General features: G+C 68.6%; 5 protein-coding genes. All 5 read right to left on the bottom strand.

Annotated features, from left to right (window positions below):
• Positions 1 to 399 precede the first annotated feature (399 nt).
• The 5 genes from ABD817_RS16390 to ABD817_RS16370 all read right to left on the bottom strand — a co-directional run bounded on the left by ABD817_RS16390 (position 400) and on the right by ABD817_RS16370 (position 25,872).
• Positions 400 to 21,543, bottom strand: coding sequence for a beta strand repeat-containing protein (locus ABD817_RS16390; protein ID WP_344918785.1), 21,144 nt, complete (start codon positions 21,541 to 21,543; stop codon positions 400 to 402).
• Positions 21,544 to 22,315: 772 nt separating this feature from the next.
• Entirely contained in the window at positions 22,316 to 23,113 is a 798-nt protein-coding gene (locus ABD817_RS16385; protein ID WP_344918784.1) for an ArsR/SmtB family transcription factor, read from the bottom strand.
• Between the two features lie 88 nt (positions 23,114 to 23,201).
• Positions 23,202 to 24,419, bottom strand: a complete 1,218-nt coding sequence (locus ABD817_RS16380) for an MFS transporter (protein ID WP_344918783.1) — start codon at positions 24,417 to 24,419, stop codon at positions 23,202 to 23,204.
• Positions 24,420 to 24,812: 393 nt separating this feature from the next.
• Positions 24,813 to 25,529 carry an MgtC/SapB family protein gene (locus ABD817_RS16375; RefSeq protein ID WP_344918782.1) on the bottom strand — a complete coding sequence of 239 codons (717 nt, stop codon included), beginning with the start codon at positions 25,527 to 25,529 and terminating at the stop codon, positions 24,813 to 24,815.
• Positions 25,530 to 25,602: 73 nt separating this feature from the next.
• Positions 25,603 to 25,872, bottom strand: coding sequence for a hypothetical protein (locus ABD817_RS16370; RefSeq protein WP_344918781.1), 270 nt, complete (start codon positions 25,870 to 25,872; stop codon positions 25,603 to 25,605).
• Between the last annotated feature and the right edge of the window lie 166 nt (positions 25,873 to 26,038).

Here is a 26,038-nt window from a genome sequence, read left to right as displayed (position 1 = left end):
AATCCTATATGCACTGAACGACTTCCTCAATATCGGCTTATTTCTATTGATATTTGATTTCGTGGCCGACGGGTGTCGCAGCGCCAGGTCGAAAAACTCCACCGGATACGCGGATCATCGCGGAACGCGCCCTCGAAACACCGGATGGCCACCGAAATCGCCCCTTCACCATTTCGACGGAGCGATGAATGCCATATCGCTCACGACGATACAGCCGCCCCCGGTGGCGGACGCCTTTCGATGTCCATCAACAATCCCATTTTCCGGCAATATCCACACCATCGGGATCGGCCCGGAAAATCTCGCCTCACCGAAAGCCGTCACCGTGCCTACCTGCGCGTACCCGCTCTCCCAGGGGTGCGGCGGCGAATACCGCCGCCCCCTGGGGATCAGCTCCGGTCAGCGGCGGGACCGCCAGCGGCCGTCCTGTCCGGCGCTCCCCCGGAATTCCGATCGCCGTCGGCTCGGCGTCTCCGCACCGGCCCTGCCCACCCACTTCGAATGAGCGCGAAGGCGCCCGCCACGATGCCGGTCGTGGCTTCGGTGCCACCGCTTACTGGTGATCTTAATCTTGTTGTGTGTCGACGACGTGTTGTGGATGGCCGCCTTGTCCCGGCCGCCCTTCCCGGCGTTTCCGGCTCGCGGCCCGACCGGATCGGCCGTCACGACCGACGCGACCGACACGTTGGACGTGGTGGACCCGCCCACCAACGTGCTCCCCGAGGCCGTCGCGCTGTTCACGATCGCCCCCGCGTCGATGTCCGCCCGCGTCACCACGTACCTGCCCGTACAGGTCGTCGCCTCCTGCGGCACCAGCGTCGTCACCGGACACGTGATCACCTCGGGCGTCCCCGAACCCTGGGAGGTGTCCCGCACGCTGATGTCCCTCACCGTGACGTTGCCGATGTTGGTGATCAGGTAGGAGTAGGTGACCGGCTCGCCCGGCACCGTCACCCTGCGGGGAGTCGCCGTCTTGACGAGCGTCAGGCGCGGAGTCCGCGCCGCGGTCACCGTCGCCGTCGACGCGGCGGAGGTGATCACCGGACCCGTCGGCGGCGTACCGGAGGCGACCGCGGTGTTCACGATCGACCCCGCGTCGAGGTCGGCCTGCGTGACCACGTACGCGCCCGTGCAGGTCGTCGACGCCTGCGGAGCCAGCGCCGTCACCGGACACGTCACCACCGGAGGCGCCCCCGACCCCGAGAACACCGTGTCGGTCGCGTTCACCCCCGTCAACGTCTCGATGCCGGTGTTGGTCACCAGATAGGAGTAGGTGACGGTCTGCCCCACCGCCGACACCGTGGACGGCGCCGCCGACTTCACCAGGGTCAGGCCGGGATCCAGCGCCGCGGTCACCGTCGCCGTCGACGCGGCGGACATGACCACCGGACCCGTCGGCGGGGTGCCCGAAGCCACTGCCGTGTTCACGATCTGTCCCGCGTCGATGTCCGCCTGCGTGGTTACGTAGGTGCCCGTGCAGGTCGTCGAATCCTGCGGAGCCAGCGCCGTCACCGGACACGTGATCACCGGAGGCGTCCCCGCCCCCGAGAACGCGGTGTCCACCACGCTGATACCGGTCATTGTGACGTTGCCGCTGTTCGTCACCAGCTGGGAGTACGTGACCGTCTGACCCACCGCCGTCACGGCTGACGGGTCGGCCGTCTTCAGCAACACCAGAGTCGGTATCACCCCGGCGGTCACCGTCGCCGTCGACGCGGCGGACGTGACCACCGGACCCGTCGGCGGGGTGCCCGAGGCCGTCGCCGTGTTCACAATCGAACCGGCGTCGATGTCCGCCTGCGTCACCACGTACGCGCCCGTGCAGGTGGTCAACTCCTGCGGCTCCAACGTCGTCACCGGACACGTCACCACCGGAGGAGTTCCCGACCCCGAGAACGCCGTGTCCACCGCGCTCACCCCGGTCAACCGCACGTTTCCGGTGTTGGTGATCGTGTACGAGTACGTGACCGTCTGGCCCGCGTCCGTCACGCTCGACGGAGCCGCCGTCTTCAGCAGGACCACGCCGGGATCCAGCACAGCGGTCACCGTCGCCGTGGACGGAGCGGAGGTGACCGCCGGACCCGTCGGCGGGGTACCGGAGGCCGTCGCGGTGTTCACGACCTGCCCCGCGTCGATGTCGGCCTGGGTGACCACGTACGTGCCCGTACAGGTCGTCGACGCCTGCGGCTCCAACGTCGTCACCGGGCAGGTGACCACCGGAGGAGTCCCGGAGCCGGAGAACGCCGTATCCGTCGCGCTGATACCGGTGAGCGTCGCGTTACCCGTGTTGACGAGCGCGTACGAGTAGGTGACCGTCCGCCCCGAGGCCGCCACCGTGCTCGGCGACGCGGTCTTCAGCAGTGCCAGGCTCGGCGCCGACACGACCGCGATCGTCGACGTGGACGGGGCGGAGGTGACCGCCGGACCCGCCGGCGGGGTGCCCGAGGCGACCGCGGTGTTCACGATCGACCCCGCGTCGATGTCGGCCTGCGTCGTCACGTACGTGCCCGTGCAGGTCGTCGAATCCTGCGGCTCCAACGTCGTCACCGGGCACGTCACCACCGGAGGCGCACCCGAACCCGAGAACGCGGTGTCCACCGCGCTCACCCCGGTCAACGTGACGTTTGCGGTGTTGACCACCAGATAGGAGTACGTCACCGTCCGCCCGGCCGCCGCAACCGTACTCGGCGACGCCGTCTTCAGCACCGTCAGGCCCAGCGCCGGAACAGCCGTCACCGTCGCCGTGGACGGAGCGGAGGTGACCACCGGACCCGTCGGCGGAGCACCGGAGGCGACCGCGGTGTTCACGATCGACCCCGCGTCGATGTCGGCCTGCGTCACCACGTAGGTACTCGTACAGGTCGTCGATGCCTGCGGCTCCAACGTCGTCACCGGACAGGTGATCACCGGAGGAGTGCCCGACCCCGAGAACGCGGTATCGGTCACGCTCACGGTGGTGAGCGACGCGTTACCCGTGTTGACGACCAGGTAGGAGTACGTCACCGTCCGCCCGGCCGCCGCAACCGTACTCGGCGACGCCGTCTTCAGCAACGCCAGACCCGGCGCCAGGGTCACCGCGACGGTCGCCGTGGACGGAGCGGACGTGATCGCGGGACCGGTGGGCGGGGTGCCGGAAGCCGTCGCGGTGTTCACGACCTGCCCCGCGTCGATGTCGGCTTGGGTGACCACGTACGTGCCCGTACAGGTCGTCGACGCCTGCGGCTCCAACGTCGTCACCGGGCAGGTGATCACCGGAGGTGTCCCGGACCCCGAGAACGCGGTGTCCACCGCGCTCACCCCGGTCAACGTGACGTTTCCGGTGTTGACCACCAGGTAGGAGTACGTCACCGTCCGCCCGGCCGCCGCAACCGTACTCGGCGACGCCGTCTTCAACACCGCCAGGCCCGGCGCCGACGCGGCCGTCACCGTCGCCGTGGACGGAGCGGACGTGACCGCCGGACCCGTCGGCGGGGTGCCCGAGGCCGTCGCTGTGTTCACGATCGTGTCGGCGTCGATGTCGGCTTGGGTGACCACGTACGTGCCCGTGCAGGTCGTCGACGCCTGCGGAGCCAACGTCGTCACCGGACACGTCACCACCGGAGGAGTGCCCGAGCCGGAGAACGCCGTGTCCACCGCGCTCACCCCGGTGAGCGTCGTGTTACCGGTGTTGGTGACCACGTACGAGTACGTGACCGTCTGGCCCGCCTCCGTGACGGCCGCCGGAAGCGCTGTCTTCAACACCGCCAGACCCGGCGCCAGGGTCACCGCGATCGTCGACGTGGACGGAGCGGAGGTGACCGCCGGACCCGTCGGCGGGGTGCCCGAGGCCGTCGCGGTGTTCACGATCGTGTCGGCGTCGATGTCCGCCTGCGTCACCACATACGTGCCGGTACAGGTGGTCGATGCCTGCGGAGCCAGCGTCGTCACCGGACAGGTAATTACCGGAGGCACCCCCGAACCGGAGAACGCCGTATCCGTCGCACTGATACCGGTCAACGTCGCGTTACCGGTGTTGGTCACCAGATAGGAGTACGTCACCGTCTCTCCGGCCGCCGCCACCGTGCTCGGCGACGCCGTCTTCAGCAACGCCAGACCCGGCGCCAGGGTCACCGCGACGGTCGCCGTGGACGGAGCGGAGGTGACCGCCGGACCCGTCGGCGGAGTCCCCGAGGCCGTCGCGGTGTTCACGATCGTGTCGGCGTCGATGTCGGCCTGCGTCACCACGTAGGTGCCCGTACAGGTGGTCGACGCCTGCGGCTCCAAGATGGTCACCGGGCAGGTGATCACCGGAGGAGTCCCGGAACCGGAGAACGCCGTATCCGTCGCGTTGACACCGGTGAGCGTCGCGTTGCCGGTGTTGGTGATCACGTACGAGTACGTCACCGTCTGCCCCGCGGCCGTCACCGTGCTCGGCGACGCCGTCTTCAACAGCGCCAGACTCGGCGTCGACGCGGCCGTCACCGTCGCCGTGGACGGAGCGGACGTAACCGCCGGACCCGTCGGAGGAGTCCCCGAGGCCGTCGCCGTGTTCACAATCGACCCCGCGTCGACATCAGCCTGCGTGGACACGTACGTGCCCGTGCAGGTCGTCGACACCTGCGGGGCCAGTGTCGTCACCGGACACGTGACCACCGGCGGAGTGCCCGAACCCGAGAACGCCGTGTCCACCGCACTCACTCCGGTGAGCGTCGTGTTACCGGTGTTCGTCACCAGATAGGAGTAGATCACCGTCCGCCCGGCCGCCGTCACCACATTCGGCGACGCCGTCTTCAACAACGCCAGACCCGGCGCCAGGGTCACCGTGATCGTCGCCGTGGACGGAGCGGAGGTGACCGCCGGACCCGTCGGAGGAGTGCCTGAAGCCGTCGCGGTGTTCACGATCGTGTCGGCGTCGATGTCGGCCTGCGTCACCACGTAGGTGCCCGTACAGGTCGTCGACACCTGCGGAGCCAACGTCGCGGCCGGACAGCTGATCACCGGCGGAGTGCCCGAGCCGGAGAACGCCGTGTCCGTCGCATTCACTCCGGTGAGCGTTGTGTTACCGGTGTTGGTCACCAGATAGGAATACGTCACCGTCTGGCCCACCGTCGTGACCGTCGCCGGAAGCGCGGTCTTCAACAACGCCACACCCGGCGCCAGGGTCACCGCGATCGTCGCCGTGGACGGAGCGGACGTGACCGCCGGACCCGTCGGCGGGGTCCCCGAAGCCACCGCCGTATTCACCACCGAACCCGCGTCGATGTCCGCCTGGGTGATCACGTAGGTGCCGGTGCAGGTCGTCGACGCCTGCGGAGTCAACGTCGTCACCGGACACGTGATCACCGGAGGCGTACCCGAACCGGAGAACGCCGTGTCCACCGCGCTCACTCCGGTCAACGTCGCGTTACCAGTGTTGGTCACCAGGTAGGAGTACGTCACTGTCTGACCGGCCGCCGCCACCGTGCTCGGCGACGCCGTCTTCAACAACGCCAGACTCGGCGCCAGGGTCACCGCGATCGTCGACGTGGACGGAGCGGAGGTGACCGCCGGACCCGTCGGCGGAGTACCGGAGGCGACCGCGGTATTCACGATCGTGTCAGCGTCGATGTCCGCCTGCGTGACCACGTACGTGCCGGTGCAGGTAGTCGACTGCTGCGGCTCCAACGTCGTCACCGGACACGTGATCACCGGAGGAGTCCCCGAGCCGGAGAACGCCGTATCCGTCGCACTCACCCCGGTGAGCGTCGCATTGCCGGTGTTGGTGATCACATACGAGTACGTCACCGCCTGGCCCGCAGCCGTCACCGTGCTCGGCGACGCCGTCTTCAACAGCGCCAGACTCGGCGCCGACACGACCGTGATCGTCGACGTGGACGAAGCGGAGGTGACCGCCGGACCCGTCGGCGGAGTGCCCGAGGCCGTCGCGGTGTTCGCCACCGACCCGGCGTCGATGTCCGCCTGCGTCGTCACGTACGTGCCGGTGCAGGTGGTCGACTGCTGCGGCTCCAACGTCGTCACCGGACAGGTGATCACCGGCGGAGTCCCGGAGCCGGAGAACGCGGTGTCGGTCGCACTCACCCCGGTGAGCGTCGTGGTACCGGTGTTGGTCACCAGGAAGGAGTACGTCACCGTCCGCCCGGCCGCCGCAACCGTGCTCGGCGACGCCGTCTTCAACAACGCCAGACTCGGCGCCGGAGTGGCCGTGATCGTCGACGTGGACGGAGCGGAGGTGACCGCAGGACCTGTGGGCGGGGTGCCCGAGGCCGTCGCGGTGTTCGCCACCGACCCGGCGTCGATGTCCGCCTGCGTCGTCACGTACGTGCCGGTGCAGGTGGTCGACTGCTGCGGGGCCAGCGTCGTCACCGGACACGTGATCACCGGCGGAGTCCCGGAGCCGGAGAACGCCGTATCCGTCGCGCTCACCCCGGTGAGCGTCGTATTACCGGTGTTGGTCACCAGGTACGAATACGTCACCGTCTGACCCGCGGTCGTCACTACACTCGGCGCTGCCGTCTTCAACAACGCCACACCCGGTGCCAGGGTCACCGCGATCGTCGACGTGGACGGAGCGGAGGTGACCGCCGGACCGGTCGGCGGAGTACCGGAGGCGACCGCGGTATTCACGATCGTGTCAGCGTCGATGTCCGCCTGGGTGACCACGTACGTGCCCGTGCAGGTGGTCGACTCCTGCGGCTCCAATGTCGTCACCGGGCAGGTAATCACTGGAGGCGCACCCGAACCCGAGAATGCCGTATCCACCGCACTCACCCCGGTCAACGTCGCGTTACCCGTGTTGGTCACCAGGAAGGAGTACGTCACCGTCTGACCCGCGGCCGTCACCGTGCTCGGCGCTGCCGTCTTCAGCAACGCCACACTCGGTGCCGACGCGGCCGTCACCGTCGCCGTGGACGGAGCCGAACTCACCGCCGGGCCGACCGGCGGGGTGCCCGACGCCGTCGCCGTGTTCACCACCGACCCGGCGTCGATGTCCGCCTGCGTCGTCACGTACGTACCCGTGCAGGTCGTCGAATCCTGCGGCTCCAACGTCGTCACCGGACAGGTAACCACCGCCGGAGTCCCGGAACCGGAGAACGCCGTGTCCGCCGCACTGATACCGGTGAGCGTCGTGTTACCGGTGTTGGTCACCAGATAGGAGTACGTCACCGTCTGACCCGCGGCCGTCACCGTACTCGGCGACGCCGTCTTCAACAGTGCCAGACTCGGCGCCAGGGTCACCGCGATCGTCGACGTCGACGAAGCGGAGCTCACCGCCGGACCCGTCGGCGGAGTACCGGAAGCGACCGCGGTATTCACAATCGTGTCAGCGTCGATGTCCGCCTGGGTGGTCACATACGTCCCCGTACAGGTCGTCGACTGCTGCGGCTCCAACGTCGTCACCGGACAGGTGACCACCGGCGGAGCCCCGGAGCCGGAGAACGCCGTGTCCACCGCACTCACCCCGGTGAGCGTTGTATTACCGGTGTTGGTCACCAAGTAGGAATACGTCACCGTCCGCCCGGCCGCCGCCACCGTACTCGGCGACGCCGTCTTCAACAACGCCAGACTCGGCGCCGGTATGGCCGTGATCGTCGACGTGGACGAAGCGGAGGTGACCGCCGGACCCGTCGGCGGAGTCCCCGAAGCCGTCGCGGTGTTCACCACCGAACCCGCGTCGATGTCGACCTGCGTCACCACATATGTACCCGTGCAGGTGGTCGACTCCTGCGGCTCCAACGTCGTCACCGGACAGGTAACCACCGGCGGAGCCCCGGAACCGGAGAACGCCGTATCCGTCGCGCTCACCCCGGTAAGTGTCGTGTTACCGGTGTTGGTCACCAGGAAGGAGTACGTCACCGTCTGCCCCGCCGCCGTCACCGCCACCGGAACCGCGGTCTTCAACAGCGCCAGGCTCGGCGCCGGTACGGCCGCGATCGTCACCGTGGACGGAGCGGACGTGACCGCCGGACCCGTCGGCGGGGTCCCCGAAGCCACCGCCGTATTCACCACCGAACCCGCGTCGACGTCGGCCTGGGTGGTCACATACGTGCCCGTGCAGGTGGTCGACGCCTGCGGGGCCAGCGTCGTCACCGGACACGTCACCACCGGCGGAGTGCCCGAACCGGAGAACGCCGTATCCACCGCACTCACCCCGGTCAACGTCGCGTTACCGGTATTGGTCACCAGGAAGGAGTACGTCACCGTACGCCCGGCCGCCGCCACCGTGCTCGGCGACGCCGTCTTCAACAACGCCAGACTCGGCGCCGGTATGGCCGTGATCGTCGCCGTGGACGAAGCGGAGGTGACCGCCGGACCCGTCGGCGGGGTCCCCGAAGCCGCCGCCGCGTTCACCACCGAACCGGCGTCGATGTCCGCCTGCGTCGTCACATACGTGCCCGTGCAGGTCGTCGACGCCTGCGGAGCCAACGTCGTCACCGGACACGTGATCACCGGAGGCACACCCGAGCCCGAGAAGGCGGTATCGGTCGCGCTCACCCCGGTGAGCGTTGTATTGCCGGTGTTGGTCACCAGATAGGAATATGTCACCGTCTGACCCGCAGCCGTGACCGTACTCGGCGACGCCGTCTTCAACAACGCCACACCCGGCGCCGGTACGACCGCGATCGTCACCGTCGACGGAGCGGACGTGACCGCTGGACCCGTCGGCGGAGTCCCCGAAGCCACCGCCGTGTTCACCACCGACCCCGCGTCGATATCGGCCTGCGTGGTCACATACGTGCCCGTACAGGTCGTCGATGCCTGCGGAGCCAACGTCGTCACCGGACACGTGACCACCGGAGGAGTGCCCGAACCGGAGAACGCCGTATCCACCACGCCCACCCCGGTCAACGTCGCGTTACCCGTATTGGTCACCAGATAGGAGTACGTCACCGTCCGCCCGGCCGCTGCCACCGTACTCGGCGACGCGGTCTTCAACAACGCCAGACTCGGCGTCGATGTGGCCGTGATCGTCGCCGTCGACGGAGCGGACGTGACCGCCGGACCCGTCGGCGGAGTCCCTGAAGCCGTCGCGGTGTTCACCACCGAACCCGCGTCGATGTCCGCCTGGGTCACCACATACGTACCGGTGCAGGTCGTCGACGCCTGCGGAGCCAACGTCGTCACCGGACACGTGACCACCGCCGGAGTCCCGGAGCCGGAGAACGCCGTATCCGTCGCGCTGATACCGGTCAACGTCGCGTTGCCGGTGTTGGTCACCAGGTAGGAGTACGTCACCGTCTGCCCTGCGGCCGTTACCGTGCTCGGAGACGCCGTCTTCAACAGCGCCACACTCGGCGCCGACACGACCGTCACCGTCGCTGTGGACGGAGCGGAGGTGACCGCCGGACCCGCCGGCGGAGTCCCCGAAGCCGTCGCGGTGTTCACCACCGACCCGGCGTCGACATCGGCCTGCGTGGTCACATACGTGCCCGTGCAGGTGGTCGATGCCTGCGGGGCCAACGTGGTCACCGGGCAGGTGACCACCGGAGGTGCCCCGGAGCCGGAGAACGCCGTATCGGTCGCACTCACCCCGGTGAGCGTCGCGTTACCGGTGTTGGTCACCAGGTAGGAATACGTCACCGTCTGACCCGCGGCCGTCACCGTCGCCGGAACCGCGGTCTTCAACAACGCCAGGCTCGGAGCCGACACGGCCGTCACCGTCGCCGTCGACGGAGCCGAACTCACCGCCGGACCCGTCGGCGGAGTCCCCGAAGCCACCGCCGTGTTCACCACCGAACCCGCGTCGATATCGGCCTGCGTCACCACGTACGTGCCCGTGCAGGTGGTCGACGCCTGCGGAGCCAGCGTCGTCACCGGACAGGTGATCACCGGAGGAGTCCCCGAACCCGAGAACGCCGTATCGATCGCACTCACCCCAGTGAGCGTCGCGTTACCGGTGTTGGTCACCAGGAAGGAGTACGTCACCGTCTGACCCGCAGCCGTCACCGTGCTCAGTGACGCCGTCTTCAACAACGCCACACTCGGAGCCGGTACGACCGTGATCGTCACCGTGGACGGAGCGGAGGTGACCGCCGGACCCGTCGGCGGGGTGCCCGAGGCCGTCGCCGTGTTCACGATCGACCCCGCGTCGATGTCCGCCTGCGTGGTCACATACGTGCCGGTGCAGGTGGTCGATGCCTGCGGAGCCAGCGTCGTCACCGGACAGGTGATCACCGGAGGAGTCCCCGAACCCGAGAACGCCGTATCCACCGCACCCACCCCGGTCAATGTCGCGTTACCCGTGTTGGTCACCAGGAAGGAATACGTCACCGTCCGCCCAGCCGCCGCCACCGTGCTCGGCGACGCCGTCTTCAACAACGCCACACTCGGCGCCGAGGTCACCACGATCGTCGCCGTCGACGGAGCCGAACTCACCGCCGGGCCGACCGGCGGGGTGCCCGACGCCACCGCCGTGTTCACAATCGACCCCGCGTCAATGTCCGCCTGCGTGGTCACGTACGTCCCCGTACAGGTCGTCGACCCCTGCGGAGCCAGCGTCGTCACCGGACACGTCACCACCGGAGGAGTCCCCGACCCCGAGAACGCCGTATCCACCACACCAACGCCGGTCAGTGTCGCGTTACCGGTGTTGACGACCAGGTAGGAGTACGTCACTGTCCGCCCGGCTGCCTCCACCGTGCTCGGCGCCGCGGTTTTCAACAGCGTCAGGCCGGGAGCCGGGTCTCCGGTGATCGTCACCGTGGACGGGGCGGAGGTGACCGCCGGACCTGTCGGCGGGGTGCCCGAGGCCGTCGCGGTGTTCACGATCGTGTCGGCGTCGATGTCCGCCTGGGTGACCACGTACGTGCCCGTACAGGTCGTCGACTCCTGCGGCTCCAAGGTGGTCACCGGGCAGGTGATCACCGGAGGAGTCCCCGAACCCGAGAACGCCGTGTCCGTCGCACTGATACCGGTCAACGTTGTGTTACCGGTGTTGACGATCGCGTACGAGTACGTGATCGTCTGGCCGGCCGTCGTCATGGCCGACGGGAAAGCGGTCTTCAACAGTGCCAGACTCGGCGCCGGTGTTGCCGTGATCGTCGCCGTGGACGGAGCGGAGGTGACCGCCGGACCCGTCGGCGGGGTGCCCGAGGCGACCGCCGTGTTCACGATCGACCCGGCGTCGATGTCCGCCTGCGTGGACACGTACGTGCCCGTGCAAGTGGTCGACTCCTGCGGCTCCAGGGTGGTCACCGGGCAGGTGACCACCGGAGGAGTCCCCGAACCGGAGAACGCCGTATCCGTGGTATCGATGCCGGTCAACGTCGTGTTGCCGGTATTGACGATCGCGTACGAGTACGTGATCGTCCGACCGGCCGCCGCCACCGTGCTCGGCGACGCCGTCTTCAACAGTGCCAGACTCGGCGCCGGTGTTGCCGTGATCGTCGCCGTGGACGGAGCGGAGGTGACCGCCGGACCCGTCGGCGGAGTGCCCGAGGCGACCGCCGTGTTCACGATCGACCCCGCGTCGACGTCGTCCTGCGTTACCACATACGTACCCGTACAGGTGGTCGAATCCTGCGGCTCCAACGTCGTCACCGGGCAGGTGATCACAGCCGGAGTTCCAGAGCCGGAGAACGCCGTATCCGCCGCACTGATACCGGTGAGCGTCGTGTTACCGGTGTTCGTCACCAGGTAGGAGTACGTCACCTCCTGGCCCGCAGCCGTCACCGTCACCGGAACAGCAGTCTTCAGCAATGCCAGACTCGGCGTCGACACAGCCGTCACCGTCGCTGTGGATGGAGCGGACGTCACCGCCGGACCCGTCGGCGGGGTGCCCGAGGCCGTCGCGGTGTTCACGATCGATCCCGCGTCGATGTCCGCCTGCGTCACCACATACGTGCCCGTACAGGTCGTCGAATCCTGCGGCTCCAATGTGGTCACCGGGCAGGTGACCACCGCCGGAGTCCCGGAACCGGAGAACGCCGTATCGGCCGCATCGACGCCGGTGAGCGTTGTGTTACCGGTGTTCGTCACCAGATAGGAGTACGTCACCGTCTGACCCTCGGCCGTCACCGTGCTCGGCGATGCCGTTTTCAACAACGCCAAACTCGGCACCGGCACGGCCGTCACCGTCGCCGTCGACGGAGCGGACGTCACCACCGGACCCGTCGGCGGAGTACCCGAGGCCACCGCCGTGTTCACCACCGAACCCGCGTCGATGTCCGCCTGCGTCACCACGTACGTGCCTGTACAGGTGGTCGAATCCTGCGGCTCCAACGTCGTCACCGGACAGGTAACCACCGCCGGAGTCCCGGAACCGGAGAACGCCGTATCGGCCGCACTCACCCCGGTGAGCGTCGTGTTACCGGTGTTCGTCACCAGATAGGAGTAGGTGACCGTATGCCCGGCCGCCGTCACCGTGCTCGGCGACGCCGTCTTCAGCAACGCCAGGCTCGGCGCCGACGCGGCCGTCACCGTCGCCGTGGACGGAGCGGAGGTGACCGCCGGACCCGTCGGTGGGGTCCCCGAAGCAACCGCGGTGTTCACCACCGAACCCGCGTCGATGTCCGCCTGCGTCACCACATACGTGCCCGTACAGGTGGTCGACTCCTGCGGCTCCAACGTCGTCACCGGACAGGTCACCACCGCCGGAGTCCCCGAACCCGAGAACGCCGTATCGGCCGCACTCACCCCGGTCAGCGTCGTGTTACCGGTGTTCGTCACCAAATAGGAGTACGTCACCGTCTGACCGGCCGCCGTCACCGCCGCAGGAACCGCGGTCTTCAACAGCGCCAGACTCGGCGCCGACACGGCCGTCACCGTCACCGTGGACGGAGCCGAACTCACCGCCGGACCCGTCGGCGGGGTGCCCGAAGCAACCGCGGTGTTCACAATCGACCCCGCGTCGACGTCGGCCTGCGTGGACACATACGTGCCCGTGCAGGTGGTCGACTCCTGCGGCTCCAACGTCGTCACCGGACAGGTGATCACCGCCGGAGTCCCCGAACCCGAGAACGCCGTATCGGCCGCACTCACCCCGGTCAGCGTCGTGTTACCGGTGTTCGTCACCAAATAGGAGTAGATCACCGTACGCCCGGCCGCCGTCACCACATTCGGCGACGCCGTCTTCAACAACGCCACGCTCGGCGCCGACACGGCCGTCACCGTCGCCGTCGACGGAGCCGAACTCACCGCCGCACCCGTCGGCGGAGTCCCCGACGCCGTCGCCGTATTCACCACCGAACCCGCGTCGATATCCGCCTGCGTCACCACATACGTGCCCGTACAGGTCGTCGAATCCTGCGGCTCCAACGTCGTCACCGGACAGGTGACCACCGCCGGAGTCCCGGAACCAGAGAACGCCGTATCGGCCGCACTCACCCCGGTCAGCGTCGTGTTACCGGTGTTCGTCACCAGATAGGAGTACGTCACCGTCTGACCGGCGGCCGTCACCGTGTTCGGCGACGCCGTCTTCAACAACGCCAGACTCGGCGCCGACACGGCCGTGATCGTCACCGTGGACGGAGCGGAGGTGACCGCCGGACCTGTGGGCGGAGTGCCGGAAGCCACCGCCGTGTTCACGATCGATCCCGCGTCGACATCGGCCTGCGTGGACACATACGTGCCCGTGCAAGTGGTCGACGCCTGCGGAACCAGCGTGGTCACCGGGCAGGTGATCACCGCTGGCGTCCCGGAGCCGGAGAACGCCGTATCGGCCGCACTCACCCCGGTCAGCGTCGTGTTACCGGTGTTGGTCACCAGATAGGAGTAGATCACCGTACGCCCGGCCGCCGTCACCACATTCGGCGACGCCGTCTTCAACAACGCCACACTCGGCGCCAAAGTCGTGGCCACCGTCGCCGTGGACGGAGCGGAGGTGACCGCCGGACCCGTCGGCGGGGTCCCCGAAGCAACCGCCGTGTTCACAAGCGCATCGGCATCGATATCCGCCTGCGTCACCACGTACGTGCCCGTGCAGGTGGTCGACTCCTGCGGTTCCAGGGTGGTCACCGGGCAGGTGACCACCGGCGGAGTCCCCGAACCGGAGAACGCCGTATCCGTCGCGCTGATACCGGTCAACGTCGCGTTACCGGTGTTGGTGATCACATACGAATACGTGACCGTCTGGCCCGCAGCTGTCACCGTGCTCGGCGACGCCGTCTTCAACAGCGCCAGACTCGGCGCCGACACAGCCGTGATCGTCACCGTGGACGGAGCGGAGCTCACCGCCGGACCCGTCGGCGGAGTCCCCGAGGCCACCGCCGTGTTCACCACCGAACCCGCGTCGATGTCCGCCTGCGTGGACACATACGTGCCCGTACAGGTGGTCGAATCCTGCGGCTCCAACGTCGTCACCGGACAGGTGACCACCGCTGGAGTCCCGGAGCCGGAGAACGCCGTGTCCGCTGCACTCACCCCGGTCAGCGTCGTGTTACCGGTGTTCGTCACCAAGTAGGAGTAGATCACCGTACGCCCGGCCGCCGTCACCACATTCGGCGACGCCGTCTTCAACAACGCCAGACTCGGCGCCGACACGGCCGTCACCGTCGCCGTCGACGGAGCCGAACTCACCGCCGGACCCGTCGGCGGAGTCCCCGAAGCCACCGCCGTATCCACAATCGACCCCGCGTCGATATCCGCCTGCGTCACCACGTACGTCCCCGTACAGGTCGTCGACGCCTGCGGAGCCAGCGTGGTCACCGGACAGGTGATCACCGGAGGCGCACCCGAACCCGAGAACGCGGTATCCACTACGCCAACACCGGTGAGCGTCGTGTTACCGGTGTTCGTCACCAGGTAGGAGTACGTCACCGTCTGGCCCGCGGCCGTCACCGTTGCCGGAACCACGGTCTTCAGCAACGCCAGGCCCGGTGCCGACGCGGCCGCCACCGTCGCCGTCGACGGAGCCGAACTCACCGCCGGACCCGTCGGCGGAGTCCCCGAGGCCACCGCCGTATTCACAATCGACCCCGCGTCAACGTCCGCCTGCGTGGTCACGTAGGTGCCCGTACAGGTCGTCGAATCCTGCGGGGCCAGCGTCGTCACCGGACACGTGATCACCGCCGGAGTCCCGGAACCGGAGAACGCCGTGTCCGCCGCACTGATACCGGTGAGCGTCGTGTTACCGGTGTTGGTCACCAGGTAGGAGTACGTCACCGTCTGGCCCGCCGTCGTGACCGTCGCCGGAACCGCGGTCTTCAACAGTGCCACACTCGGCGCCGGAGTCGTGGCCACCGTCGCCGTCGACGGAGCCGAACTCACCGCCGGACCCGTCGGCGGAGATCCCGAGGCCACCGCGGTGTTCACGATCGACCCGGTGTCGATGTCCGCCTGGGTGACCACGTAGGTGCCCGTGCAGGTCGTCGAATCCTGCGGCTCCAGCGTGGTCACCGGACACGTGATCACCGGAGGAGTCCCCGACCCCGAGAACGTGGTGTCGATCACGCTCACCCCGGTGAGCGTCGTGTTACCGGTATTGGTCACCAGGAAGGAGTACGTCACTTCCTGCTCCGCCGCCGTCACCGTCGCCGGAACCGCGGTCTTCAGCAACGCCAGGCTCGGCGCCGACGCAACCGTCACCGTCGCCGTTGACGGAGCCGAACTCACCGCCGGACCCGTCGGCGGAGTCCCCGAGGCCACCGCCGTATTCACCACCGAACCCGCGTCGATGTCCGCCTGGGTGGTCACGTACGTGCCCGTGCAGGTCGTCGACCCCTGCGGGGCCAATGTCGTCACCGGACACGTGACCACCGGAGGCGCACCCGAACCGGAGAACGCCGTATCCACCACACCAACACCGGTGAGCGTCGCATTGCCGGTGTTGGTCACCACGTACGAGTACGTCACCGTGCGCCCGGCCGCCGTCACCACACTTGGCGACGCCGTCTTCAACAACGCCAGGCTCGGCGCCGACGCGGCCGTCACCGTCGCCGTGGACGGAGCGGACGTGACCGCCGGACCCGTCGGCGGGGTACCCGAGGCCACCGCCGTGTTCACGATCGAACCGGCGTCGATGTCCGCCTGGGTGGTCACATACGTGCCCGTACAGGTGGTCGACTGCTGCGGCTCCAACGTCGTCACCGGACAGGTGACCACCGCCGGAGTCCCCGAGCCGGAGAACGCCGTATCCACCGCACTCACACCGGTGAGCGTCGTGTTACCGGTGTTGGTCACCAGATAGGAGTACGTCACCGTCTGGCCCGCCGTCGTGACCGTCGCCGGAACCGCGATCTTCAGCAACGCCAGGCTCGGCGCCGACACGACCGCGATCGTCACCGTCGACGGAGCGGAGCTCACCGCCGGACCCGTCGGCGGGGTGCCGGAGGCGATCGCGGTGTTCACGATCGAACCGGCGTCGATGTCCGCCTGCGTTACCACATACGCACCCGTGCAGGTGGTCGACTGCTGCGGCTCCAACGTCGTCACCGGACAGGTGACCACCGCCGGAGTCCCCGAGCCGGAGAACGCCGTATCCACCGCACTCACACCGGTGAGCGTCGTGTTACCCGTGTTGGTCACCAGATAGGAGTACGTCACCGTCTGACCGGCCGCCGCCACCGTGCTCGGTGACGCCGTCTTCAACAACGCCAGACTCGGCGCCGGAGTGGCCGTCACCGTCGCCGTCGACGGAGCCGAACTCACCGCCGCACCCGTCGGCGGAGTCCCCGAAGCCACCGCCGTATTCACCACCGAACCCGCGTCGATGTCCGCCTGGGTGGTCACGTACGTGCCCGTGCAGGTCGTCGACCCCTGTGGGGCCAATGTCGTCACCGGACACGTGATCACCGGAGGCGCACCCGAACCCGAGAACGCCGTGTCCACCGCACCAACGCCGGTCAACGTCGCGTTACCGGTGTTGGTCACCAGGAAGGAGTACGTCACCGTACGCCCGGCCGCCGCCACCGTGCTCGGCGACGCCGTCTTCAACAACGCCAGGCTTGGCGCCGACACAACCGCGATCGTCACCGTGGACGGAGCGGAGGTGATGGCGGGACCCGTCGGTGGGGTGCCGGAGGCGGTCGCGGTGTTCACGATCGAACCGGCGTCGATGTCCGCCTGCGTGGTCACGTACGTGCCCGTACAGGTCGTCGACCCCTGCGGGGCCAATGTCGTCACCGGGCACGTGATCACCGGGGGCGCACCCGAACCCGAGAACACCGTGTCCGTCGCACCGACGCCGGTGAGCGTCGTGTTACCGGTGTTGGTCACCAGGAAGGAGTACGTCACCGTACGCCCGGCCGCCGCCACCGTGCTCGGCGACGCCGTCTTCAACAACGCCAGGCCCGGCGCCGGAGTGGCCGTCACCGTCGCCGTGGACGGGGCGGAGGTGACCGCCGGACCCGTCGGTGGGGTGCCGGAGGCCGTCGCCGTGTTCACCACCGAACCCGCGTCGATGTCCGCTTGGGTAATCACATACGTGCCCGTACAGGTCGTCGACGCCCTCGGGGCCAGTGTCGTCACCGGACAGGTGATTACCGGAGGAGTCCCCGAGCCGGAGAACGCCGTATCGGTCGCACTCACCCCGGTGAGCGTCGTGTTACCGGTGTTGGTGACCAGGAAGGAGTACGTCACCGTCTGTCCGGCGGCCGTCACCGTGCTCGGAACCGCGGTCTTCAGCAGCGCCAGGCCGGGTGCCTCCACAGCGGTCAGCGTCGCCGTCGACGGGGCGGAGGTGATCGCCGGACCCGTCGGCGGGGTGCCCGAGGCGACCGCGGTGTTCACCACCGAACCGGCGTCGACATCGGCCTGCGTGGTCACATACGTGCCCGTACAGGTCGTGGACGCCCTCGGGGCCAGTGTCGTCACCGGACAGGTGATCACCGGAGGAGTCCCCGAGCCGGAGAACGCCGTGTCCGCCACGCCGATGCCGGTCAACGTCGCGTTACCGGTGTTGGTGACCAGGAAGGAGTACGTGACCGTGAGCCCGGCCGCCGCCACCGTGCTCGGCGACGCCGTCTTAAGCAACGCCAGACTCGGCGTCCGGGTGGCCGTCACCGTCGCCGTGGACGGAGCCGAACTCACCGCCGGACCCGTCGGCGGAGTGCCGGAGGCGGTCGCGGTGTTCACGATCGACCCGGCGTCGACGTCCGCCTGGGTGACCACGTAGGTGCCCGTGCAGGTGGTCGACTGCTGCGGCGCCAACGTGGTCACCGGACAGGTGATCACCGCTCGGGTTCCCGAACCGGAGAACGCCGTATCCACCACACCCACCCCGGTGAGCGTCGTGTTACCGGTGTTGGTGATCGCGTACGAGTACGTGACCGTCTGTCCGGCGGCCGTGACGGTGGTCGGTGACGCCGTCTTCAGCAACGCCAGGCTCGGCGTCCGGGTGGCCGTCACCGTCGCCGTCGACGGAGCCGAACTCACCGCCGCACCCGTCGGCGGAGTCCCCGAAGCCACCGCCGTATTCACAATCGACCCCGCATTGACATCCGCCTGCGTGGTCACATACGTGCTCGTACACGTCGTCGACGCCTGCGGGGCCAACGTCGTCACCGGACACGTGATCACCGGACGAGTCCCCGACCCCGAGAATGCCGTGTCCACCACACCCACCCCGGTCAACGTCGCGTTGCCGGTGTTGGTCACCACGTACGAGTACGTGATCGTCCGCCCGGCGGCCGTGACGGTGGTCGGTGACGCCGTCTTCAGCAACGCCAGACTCGACGTCCGGGTAGCCGTCACCGTCGCCGTCGACGGAGCCGAACTCACCGCCGCACCCGTCGGCGGAGTCCCCGAAGCCACCGCCGTATTCACAATCGACCCCGCGTCGACATCCGCCTGCGTCGTCACATACGTGCTCGTACACGTCGTCGACGCCTGCGGAGCCAACGTCGTCACCGGACACGTGATCACCGGACGAGTCCCCGACCCCGAGAACACCGTGTCCACCACACCAACGCCGGTGAGCGTCGTGTTACCGGTGTTCACGATCGCGTACGAGTACGTCACCGTCCGCCCGGCCGCCGTGACCGTGGTCGGCGACGCCGTCTTCAGCAACGCCAGACTCGACGTCCGGGTAGCCGTCACCGTCGCCGTCGACGGAGCCGAACTCACCGCCGCACCCGTCGGCGGAGTCCCCGAAGCCACCGCCGTATTCACAATCGACCCCGCGTCAACGTCCGCCTGCGTCGTCACATACGTGCTCGTACACGTCGTCGACGCCTGCGGAGCCAACGTCGTCACCGGACACGTGATCACCGGGCGGGTCCCCGAACCGGAGAACGCGGTGTCCACCGCGTTCACCCCGGTGAGCGCGGTCCTGCCGGTGTTGGTGATCAGATACGAGTACGTGATCGTACGTCCGGCCGCCGTGATCGTGGTCGGCGACGCCGTCTTCAGCAACGCCACCGACGGGACGAGCACGGGGACCGCCGTCGAGGCGCTCGCGGTGGCCGTTCCCTGCTGGGTGGGGGTGTCGGCGCTGGCGTAGGTGATGGTCGCGGTGTCGGTCACCGTCGTGCCGGGTGAGTTGGGGCCGAGCGTGACCCGGAACCGCACGGAGGTGGACTGGCCGGGTGTGAGTGTGCCACCGCTTGAGGCGTTCGCCCCGGTTCCCAGCTGCGCGCTGACCTGGTTGCCGACGAACTGTCCCTGGTCGTCTCCCGGGGGATCTGTCTTGGACCCGGCGTTGGGCCCCGAGGCCACGGAGATGGTTCCCGGCACGTAGACGGTGTTGGGGGGCAGCGGGTCGAAGAGCAGCACCCCGATGGCGGTGTCGTCTCCCACGTTGGTGGTGGTGATGGTGTATTCGACGACGGAGCCCGGCTGGGGATCCCCACCCCCGATCACCTGGGCGGTCTTCGTCATCTGGAGGTTCGCCTGGTGGAGGTCGATCTGCGTGAAGAACGCCTGCGGCCAGTAGGCGTCTCCCACGGTGCTGAAGGTGAACTGGGCCGAGGTGTCGTTGTTACGGAACGCCGAGGACGCGTCGATGATGTTGGAGTCGTACCCGAGCAGGTTGGTGTAGGTGGGATTCCGGTTGGTCACCTGGGTGCCGAGGTTGGCGATGGTGGAGTTGAAGAAGTTGTTCGCCGGGTGGAGGGCGTCGCTGAGCACGGTCAGCGGCCCGTTGGTGGTCTTGATGCTCAGGGAGTCGCCGACGATCGCGTTGTCGCCGTCGTAGGCGATCTCCCCCAGCTGGACGTTCACGGAGCCCACGGCCGGGGTCCGGAACCCGGAGAGGTTGATCGTGGTGTCCGCGGCGCCGTTCTGCTGCTGCAGGAAGCCGTCGAACACCGAGATGTTCCGCAACGGCAGGGCGGGGTCGCGGTAGGCCACCACCAGCGACCAGCCTCCGAACGCGCCGAGGCTGTCGAATCCCCGGGCGGCCTGCACATTTCCCACCGCGTAGGTTCCGGCACCCGCCGACGCGACCAAGGAGGTGACGTCCGCGGAGGCCCCGTAGACGATTCCGGTCGCGGTGACGTTGTCGGGGGTGTCACCGATGTCGGCGGCCGTGGCGGTGATCGTCCGGTAGGCGCTGTCACCGGGAGCCTTGATCAGTACTCGGCCGCGCAGGTCGATGCTGGGGGCGAGGCGGTTACCGGCCGGCAGGCCCGGCGTGTCGGTCGTGGTCTGGCCGCGCCCACCCCAGTACAGCCGCGCGTACGCCACCTGCGCACCGGCCGACAGCGTGAGGTCGGCGGTGCTGGAGTTGAACGTCGTCGCGTCGCTGTCCACGTCGATGAAGGTGGCGGCGACGTTGTTGTTGCCCGAGCCGTTCTGACGGGTGGCGCAGTCCGTCACCGCCGGTGGGTAGCAGGTCACCACCGCGTTGGCCGCCCGGGTCACCGATCCCCGGTAGTTGTTCGTGTACCGATTGGAGAAGGCGATCGGTGCCCGGCGCGCACCGCTTCTCGCACCCGATCGGGCCGGTCTGGTCTCGGTCATGGCGTCCGTCGGTGACCCGCGCTGGGAGGTCGCGCTCCTCGCGGTCTTCGACGTCGGATCGGCCGGGGTGCCGGACGGCCCGTGCTGGTCGCCGGCCGGCTCGTCGGCCGTGGTGCCGGCCGGGGCGTCCGCCGGGGTGTCGGTCTCGAAGGCCGGTGTGCCCTTCGGGGTGTCGGCCGACATGTCCCCTTCGTCGTCCGGTGCGCCCGGCGGGGTGTCGGCCTCACCGCCCGGCGCCTCGGCGAGCTCGGGGTGAGCGGCCGTCTCCTGGCAGGTGCGCCCCGCGCGCGCGTTCACCGTCGGGATGAACATCCGCTCGCCGGCCATCCGGACGGCGTACCGGACCTCGGCGCTGTCACCGGCGGCCAGGTCGCCCGTCCATCTGAGCAGGGGCTCGTCATAGGTCAACGTACCCGTGGTCGCCCGCGTGTCGCTCACGGTCTCGCTGTCGGGGGCGGCGGAGAGGTCCTCGGCGAAACTCGCGCCCTCCGCGTCGGTGTCACCGGTGTTGGCGACGTGCACCGTGACGATCGCACGGTCGCCCTCGAAGCGCGTCTCCCGCGTCAGGCGCAGTGTCGGGCCGGTCCCGCTCGGGCCGCAGCTGATCACGAACGATGGACGGTCGCCTTCACCGAGGGCCGTGGCAGAGGAGGTGTACATCATCGGTGCCAGACCGACCGCGCACGCCAGCAGTCCTGACAGGGCGGTCCCAAACAAGCCTCTGCCCATACGAGCCCAGAACAGCAAGGCCGACCTCCCGCCGGAGTTACGGCGAACAACGCCGAATCAATGAACGGGGGGTCGAGCTTTAACCGCGACATTCTTCCAGGCACGGCCCTAAGAGGATAACCGGCTCGTCAGCCACTGAAACCTCAGCCGAACATGGCAATGGCGATCCTCCGGGCCATGTCGCTATCGGCAGGTGGATCTGTTTACGTACTCCGGTTTTTCCATAAAAGGCCCTTGATCACGATTCGTCGGATATTGTCGACAATAGAATTCAGATGACATGTCCGGATAATCGCACCAATGCTCTTTCGCTGGGGGGCAGGTGGACGAATGTCTCGCCGATAGCGTCGCCCAGGCCGCGATGTCGAAACCGGCCTCGCCGCCGCCGGTGAGCGCGGACGGGGCGCCCGTCGAGGCCGGTCACCGCGGCGGCCGGACCCGTACCGGATGCCCGGTTCGCGACGGTCGCGGGGTCGCCGGACGGGATGGCCCGCGAGCCGGCCCCCGCCAGGCTCGCGGCCTCTCCCATAGCCGGTGCGACACCCGCGAGGAGTGGCGCCGGAGTCAACGAAACGGTGACAACGGTGATAAGGACGGATCCAGCCCTTCCACGCCGCCCCTCGTGGATCGGCGGGACCGGTTCTTCCCGAACGCTAGGCGGGGGGCGCGGCGGGAAGCATGAGTATCCCCTACTCATCCCACGGGATCCTCAGGTAACAAACCACATGAACAACCACGTATACCCGGACGAGCGGGGGCGGGCGTCCGGCGCCTAATCGATCGGCAGCGTCTCGCCCGATTCCAGCAGGGTCTTCAGGTTCGACAGGATCCCGGGCCAGCCCTCACTGACCCCCTTGATCATCTCACTGCCCGCGACGAGGCCCTCGTGGGTCACGGTCAGCTTCACCGTGGCCCCACCGACGGGCTCGATCTCGAAGGTGATCTTCGAGGTCGGCTCCTTCCTGAGCTCGGCGAGCTTCTCGTCGCTCCAGCCGAACAGGTCGGCCACCTCCCGCTCGTAGTTGTGCCAGGTGTACGACAGACGCTTGCCGGGCTCGGCCTCGAGCACCCGCTGGCCCCAGTCGTGGAACTCGCCGTCCGCGGAGATCTTCCACTCGATCGGGGCCCCCGGCGTCCAGTCGGATCGCGGGCCCCCGCCGCCGAAGTAGCGGCCGATGAAGGCCGGGCTGGTCAGGGCCTCCCACAGCCGGTCGGGCGTGGTCTTGATGTAGCTGACGTAGACGAAGCTGGTCTCGGACACGTCCGTACCCTCCAGGGCTTGTTTCAGGTCGGCGAGCGCGCGCGCCCGCTCGCGGTCGTAGCGGCCGATCCACCGATCGGCGATCTCGTTGATGGGCGCGGCGTTGAGGTGGTGGAACTTCTCCCTGCCGCGTCTGACCGTCTCCACCAGACCGGCCGCCTCCAGGACGGACAGGTGCTTGGTCACGGCCTGCCGGGTCATGTCCAGCTCCGCGCACAGCTCGCGCAGGGTCTGGCCGTTACGCCGGTTGAGGCTGTCGAGCAGCTTCCGGCGACTGGCGTCGGCGAGGGCTTTGAATACCGCGTCCATGCTGTCTCACAGAGTTAGGCAACCGTTCGGATGCATGTTCGGATTCAAGCAACCTTTCGGTTGCCTGTCAATGCGGGCGTCCGCACCGTCACCCTTGGGATCTTCCGTAGGCGATGAGCGCGACGGCCGCGACGACGCTGGAGACGGCCACCGAGAGCAGCACGACGGGGTAGCCCGCGCTCTGGCCGAGGAAGGCCGCCCCCAGGGGGCCGAGCGCCTTGGCGAGCATGATCGGAAGGGCCTGCGCTCCGGCGATGGTCGCGTAGGCGGCGGCCCCGTACCGCTCCGCGACCAGCACGGGGCGCGCGAGGGTGCCCACCCCGAACCCGGCCCCGAAGGCGATCACGCAGGCGACGGCACCGGCCTCGCTCCCGCCGAGCAGCGGCAGGGACGCCGCGGCGACGGCCTGGAGGAGGAAGACGGCGGCGGTGACCGCGGCGGCAGGGAAGCGCCGGTGGAGACCGGTGGTGACGAGCCTGCCGGTGACCGACAGGACACCGAGCAGCCCGGTGACGAAGGCGGCGAAGGTGGGAGGATGGCCCAGCTCGGTGAGGTAGGCGAGCAGGTGAACGGCGACGATCGCGACGGCCGCGGTGTGCGCGACGAACGCGACGGCCAGCAGCCAGAAGGGCCGCCCGCGCATCGCCCGGCCGAGACCGGCGCCCCCCGGCCGGTCCTCGCGCCCGGCGCGGCCGGGACTCCCGGCGCGAGGTGGCCGGCGTACGAAGAAGGCGTGCAGCGGAATGGTGGTCACGGCGTGGATGACGGCGAGCACGACCAGGGCCGTACGCCAGCCGTGGCGATCGACCAGCAGCCCGGTGAGGGGAAGGAAGACGCTGGAGGCGAATCCGGCCACCAGCGTGACGGTCAGCAGGGCGGCGGAGCGGCGGCCGGGGTCGAACCAGGCGACGACGATCGCGAACGCCGGTTCGTAGAGCGTCATGGCCGAGGCCAGGCCGATGACGGCGAGGACCGCGTACAGGCCGGGCAGATCGTCGACCCGCGACCAGGCGAACGTCGCCAGCGTGCCCGCGACCGAGCCCAGCGTCATGAGGACGCGTCCACCGTGACGATCCAGCAGGCGGCCGACCAGCGGGGCGGCCAGTCCGGTGATCAGTACGGCGAGGGTGAAGGCACCGGTGACCTGGCCGGCGGAGGCGTTCAGGTCGCGTCGCATGGGGCTGAGGAAAACGGCGAACGCGTAGTAGAGAATGCCGTAGCCGACGGTCTGCGTTATGGCCAGGGCGATGACAAGGCGCCATCCCGGGGAGATCCGGGGTTGTTCACGCTGTTGTTCGACGGTCACACGCGATGCTCACCTCCACGCCGTCGCTTTCCGGCCGGACCGCACGAATTCGCGCTCATGCCCGCGCGAACAGGCCGGTTCATGTGCCGTTCATCGGTGAATCCGGGACGGGGGTCGATGCGCGAGGACGCCCGTGAACGCGGACGCGACACCCTTGGTGACGTGGCGGATCGACCGGTCGCCGTCATGCTTCATCCCGCCGCGCACCTCACGGGAACGGCATTCCCGGTCGACGTGAAATTAACGACAGATATATTGTTCGCCGGTCAATTGGCTGAGTCAACGAGCCGCTAAATGAATGTGACAGATATCACATAACGCCTTTTCGGTCAGCCGGGGGGCGGTAATTGTATTTGTTTGCCTTTCTCGGCAATACCGGTCGCGTCCCCGCTCTCAGAGCGCCGCCGTGTTGGCGTCCAGGCTCACCACGGCGAGCACCCCGTCGATCTCGGAGAGCGCCGTGGTCAGCTCCGTTATCGAGCCGGCGCCGTGCACGGTGAGCGAGAGCGACACGGCCTCCGGGATCCGCTTCCCGGAGCGCTGCTCAACGGACAGCTCGTCCACGCCGAATCCCCGGTGCGTGCATTCGGCCAGTGCCGACCGCAGCACGCCCCGCCCCTCGCGGTAGGTCAGCTGGAGCCGCGAGGGCGCGTACTTGGACCGGGGAAGCCGGTCGGCCAGCGGCGTGAGGATGAACACCGTCATGAAGTACCCCACGGTCACGACGATCGCCAGCAGCCACAGCCCGGCCCCCGCCGCCATGCCCACCCCGGCGGTGAGCCAGACCGCCGCGGCGGTGGTGAGGCCGCGGACCGCGTCACCTCGGACGAATATCAGGCCCGCGCCGATGAAGCCGATGCCGGACACGATCTGGGCGGCCACCCGGGACGGATCGAGAGTGACGTGCTCCCCCAGGACATCGGCGAAGCCGTATTTCGACACCAGCATCATCAGGGCGGCGGCGAAGCCGACCAGGGTGTGGGTGCGCAGGCCCGCGCTCTTCTGCCGGACCTCCCGCTCAAGGCCGATCCCGGCCGAGAGCACGAAGGCGAGGGAGAGCGCCCCCATCTGCGCCCACCCCTGCCCGGCGAGTTCGCCGACAGGGGCCATCACCATCACCCCCGGCCCCTACCCCTGTCCCCGTCCCGGTCCCGAGGCCAGGTGAAGGCGTCCCCGGTCCCGGCTACGCCGCCTCGGCGGCCTGCCCGGCCTGCCGCAGCGCGGGGGACCTCCGCTGTTCCGACAGGTAGTGGCCGAGGCCGACGACGAACGCGACGGGCCATTCGATGACTCCCAACGCGCCCAGCACGCCCAGCACCCCGTAGAAGACCAGCCGGTCCGGCGGCGGTACGGTCAGCGTGCCGATCACCGGCACGGTGATGTGCGACGGCTGTTCCTCGTTCGCCCGGCCCCGCGTCCTGCCGTTCGAAGCGGTGGTGGCTTTCCTGACCATGGCGGCCTCCGTGAATCACGACACATCCCGCCAATCCCCGGCTCCACGCGACCTGTAACACCGTTTGGCCAGGACTTTGCCCGCCCCACCGGCCCGCGAGCCCCGGCCGCGAACCACTTCGCTCCGGACCGGCCCCCGGATCACCCGACCCCGGACCGGCCGATCC

Source organism: Streptosporangium oxazolinicum, from assembly GCF_039537505.1.
Lineage (GTDB): Bacteria > Actinomycetota > Actinomycetes > Streptosporangiales > Streptosporangiaceae > Streptosporangium > Streptosporangium oxazolinicum.
The sequence above is the reverse complement of the archived record's forward strand: the minus strand, read 5'-3'. Positions and strand labels throughout refer to the sequence as shown.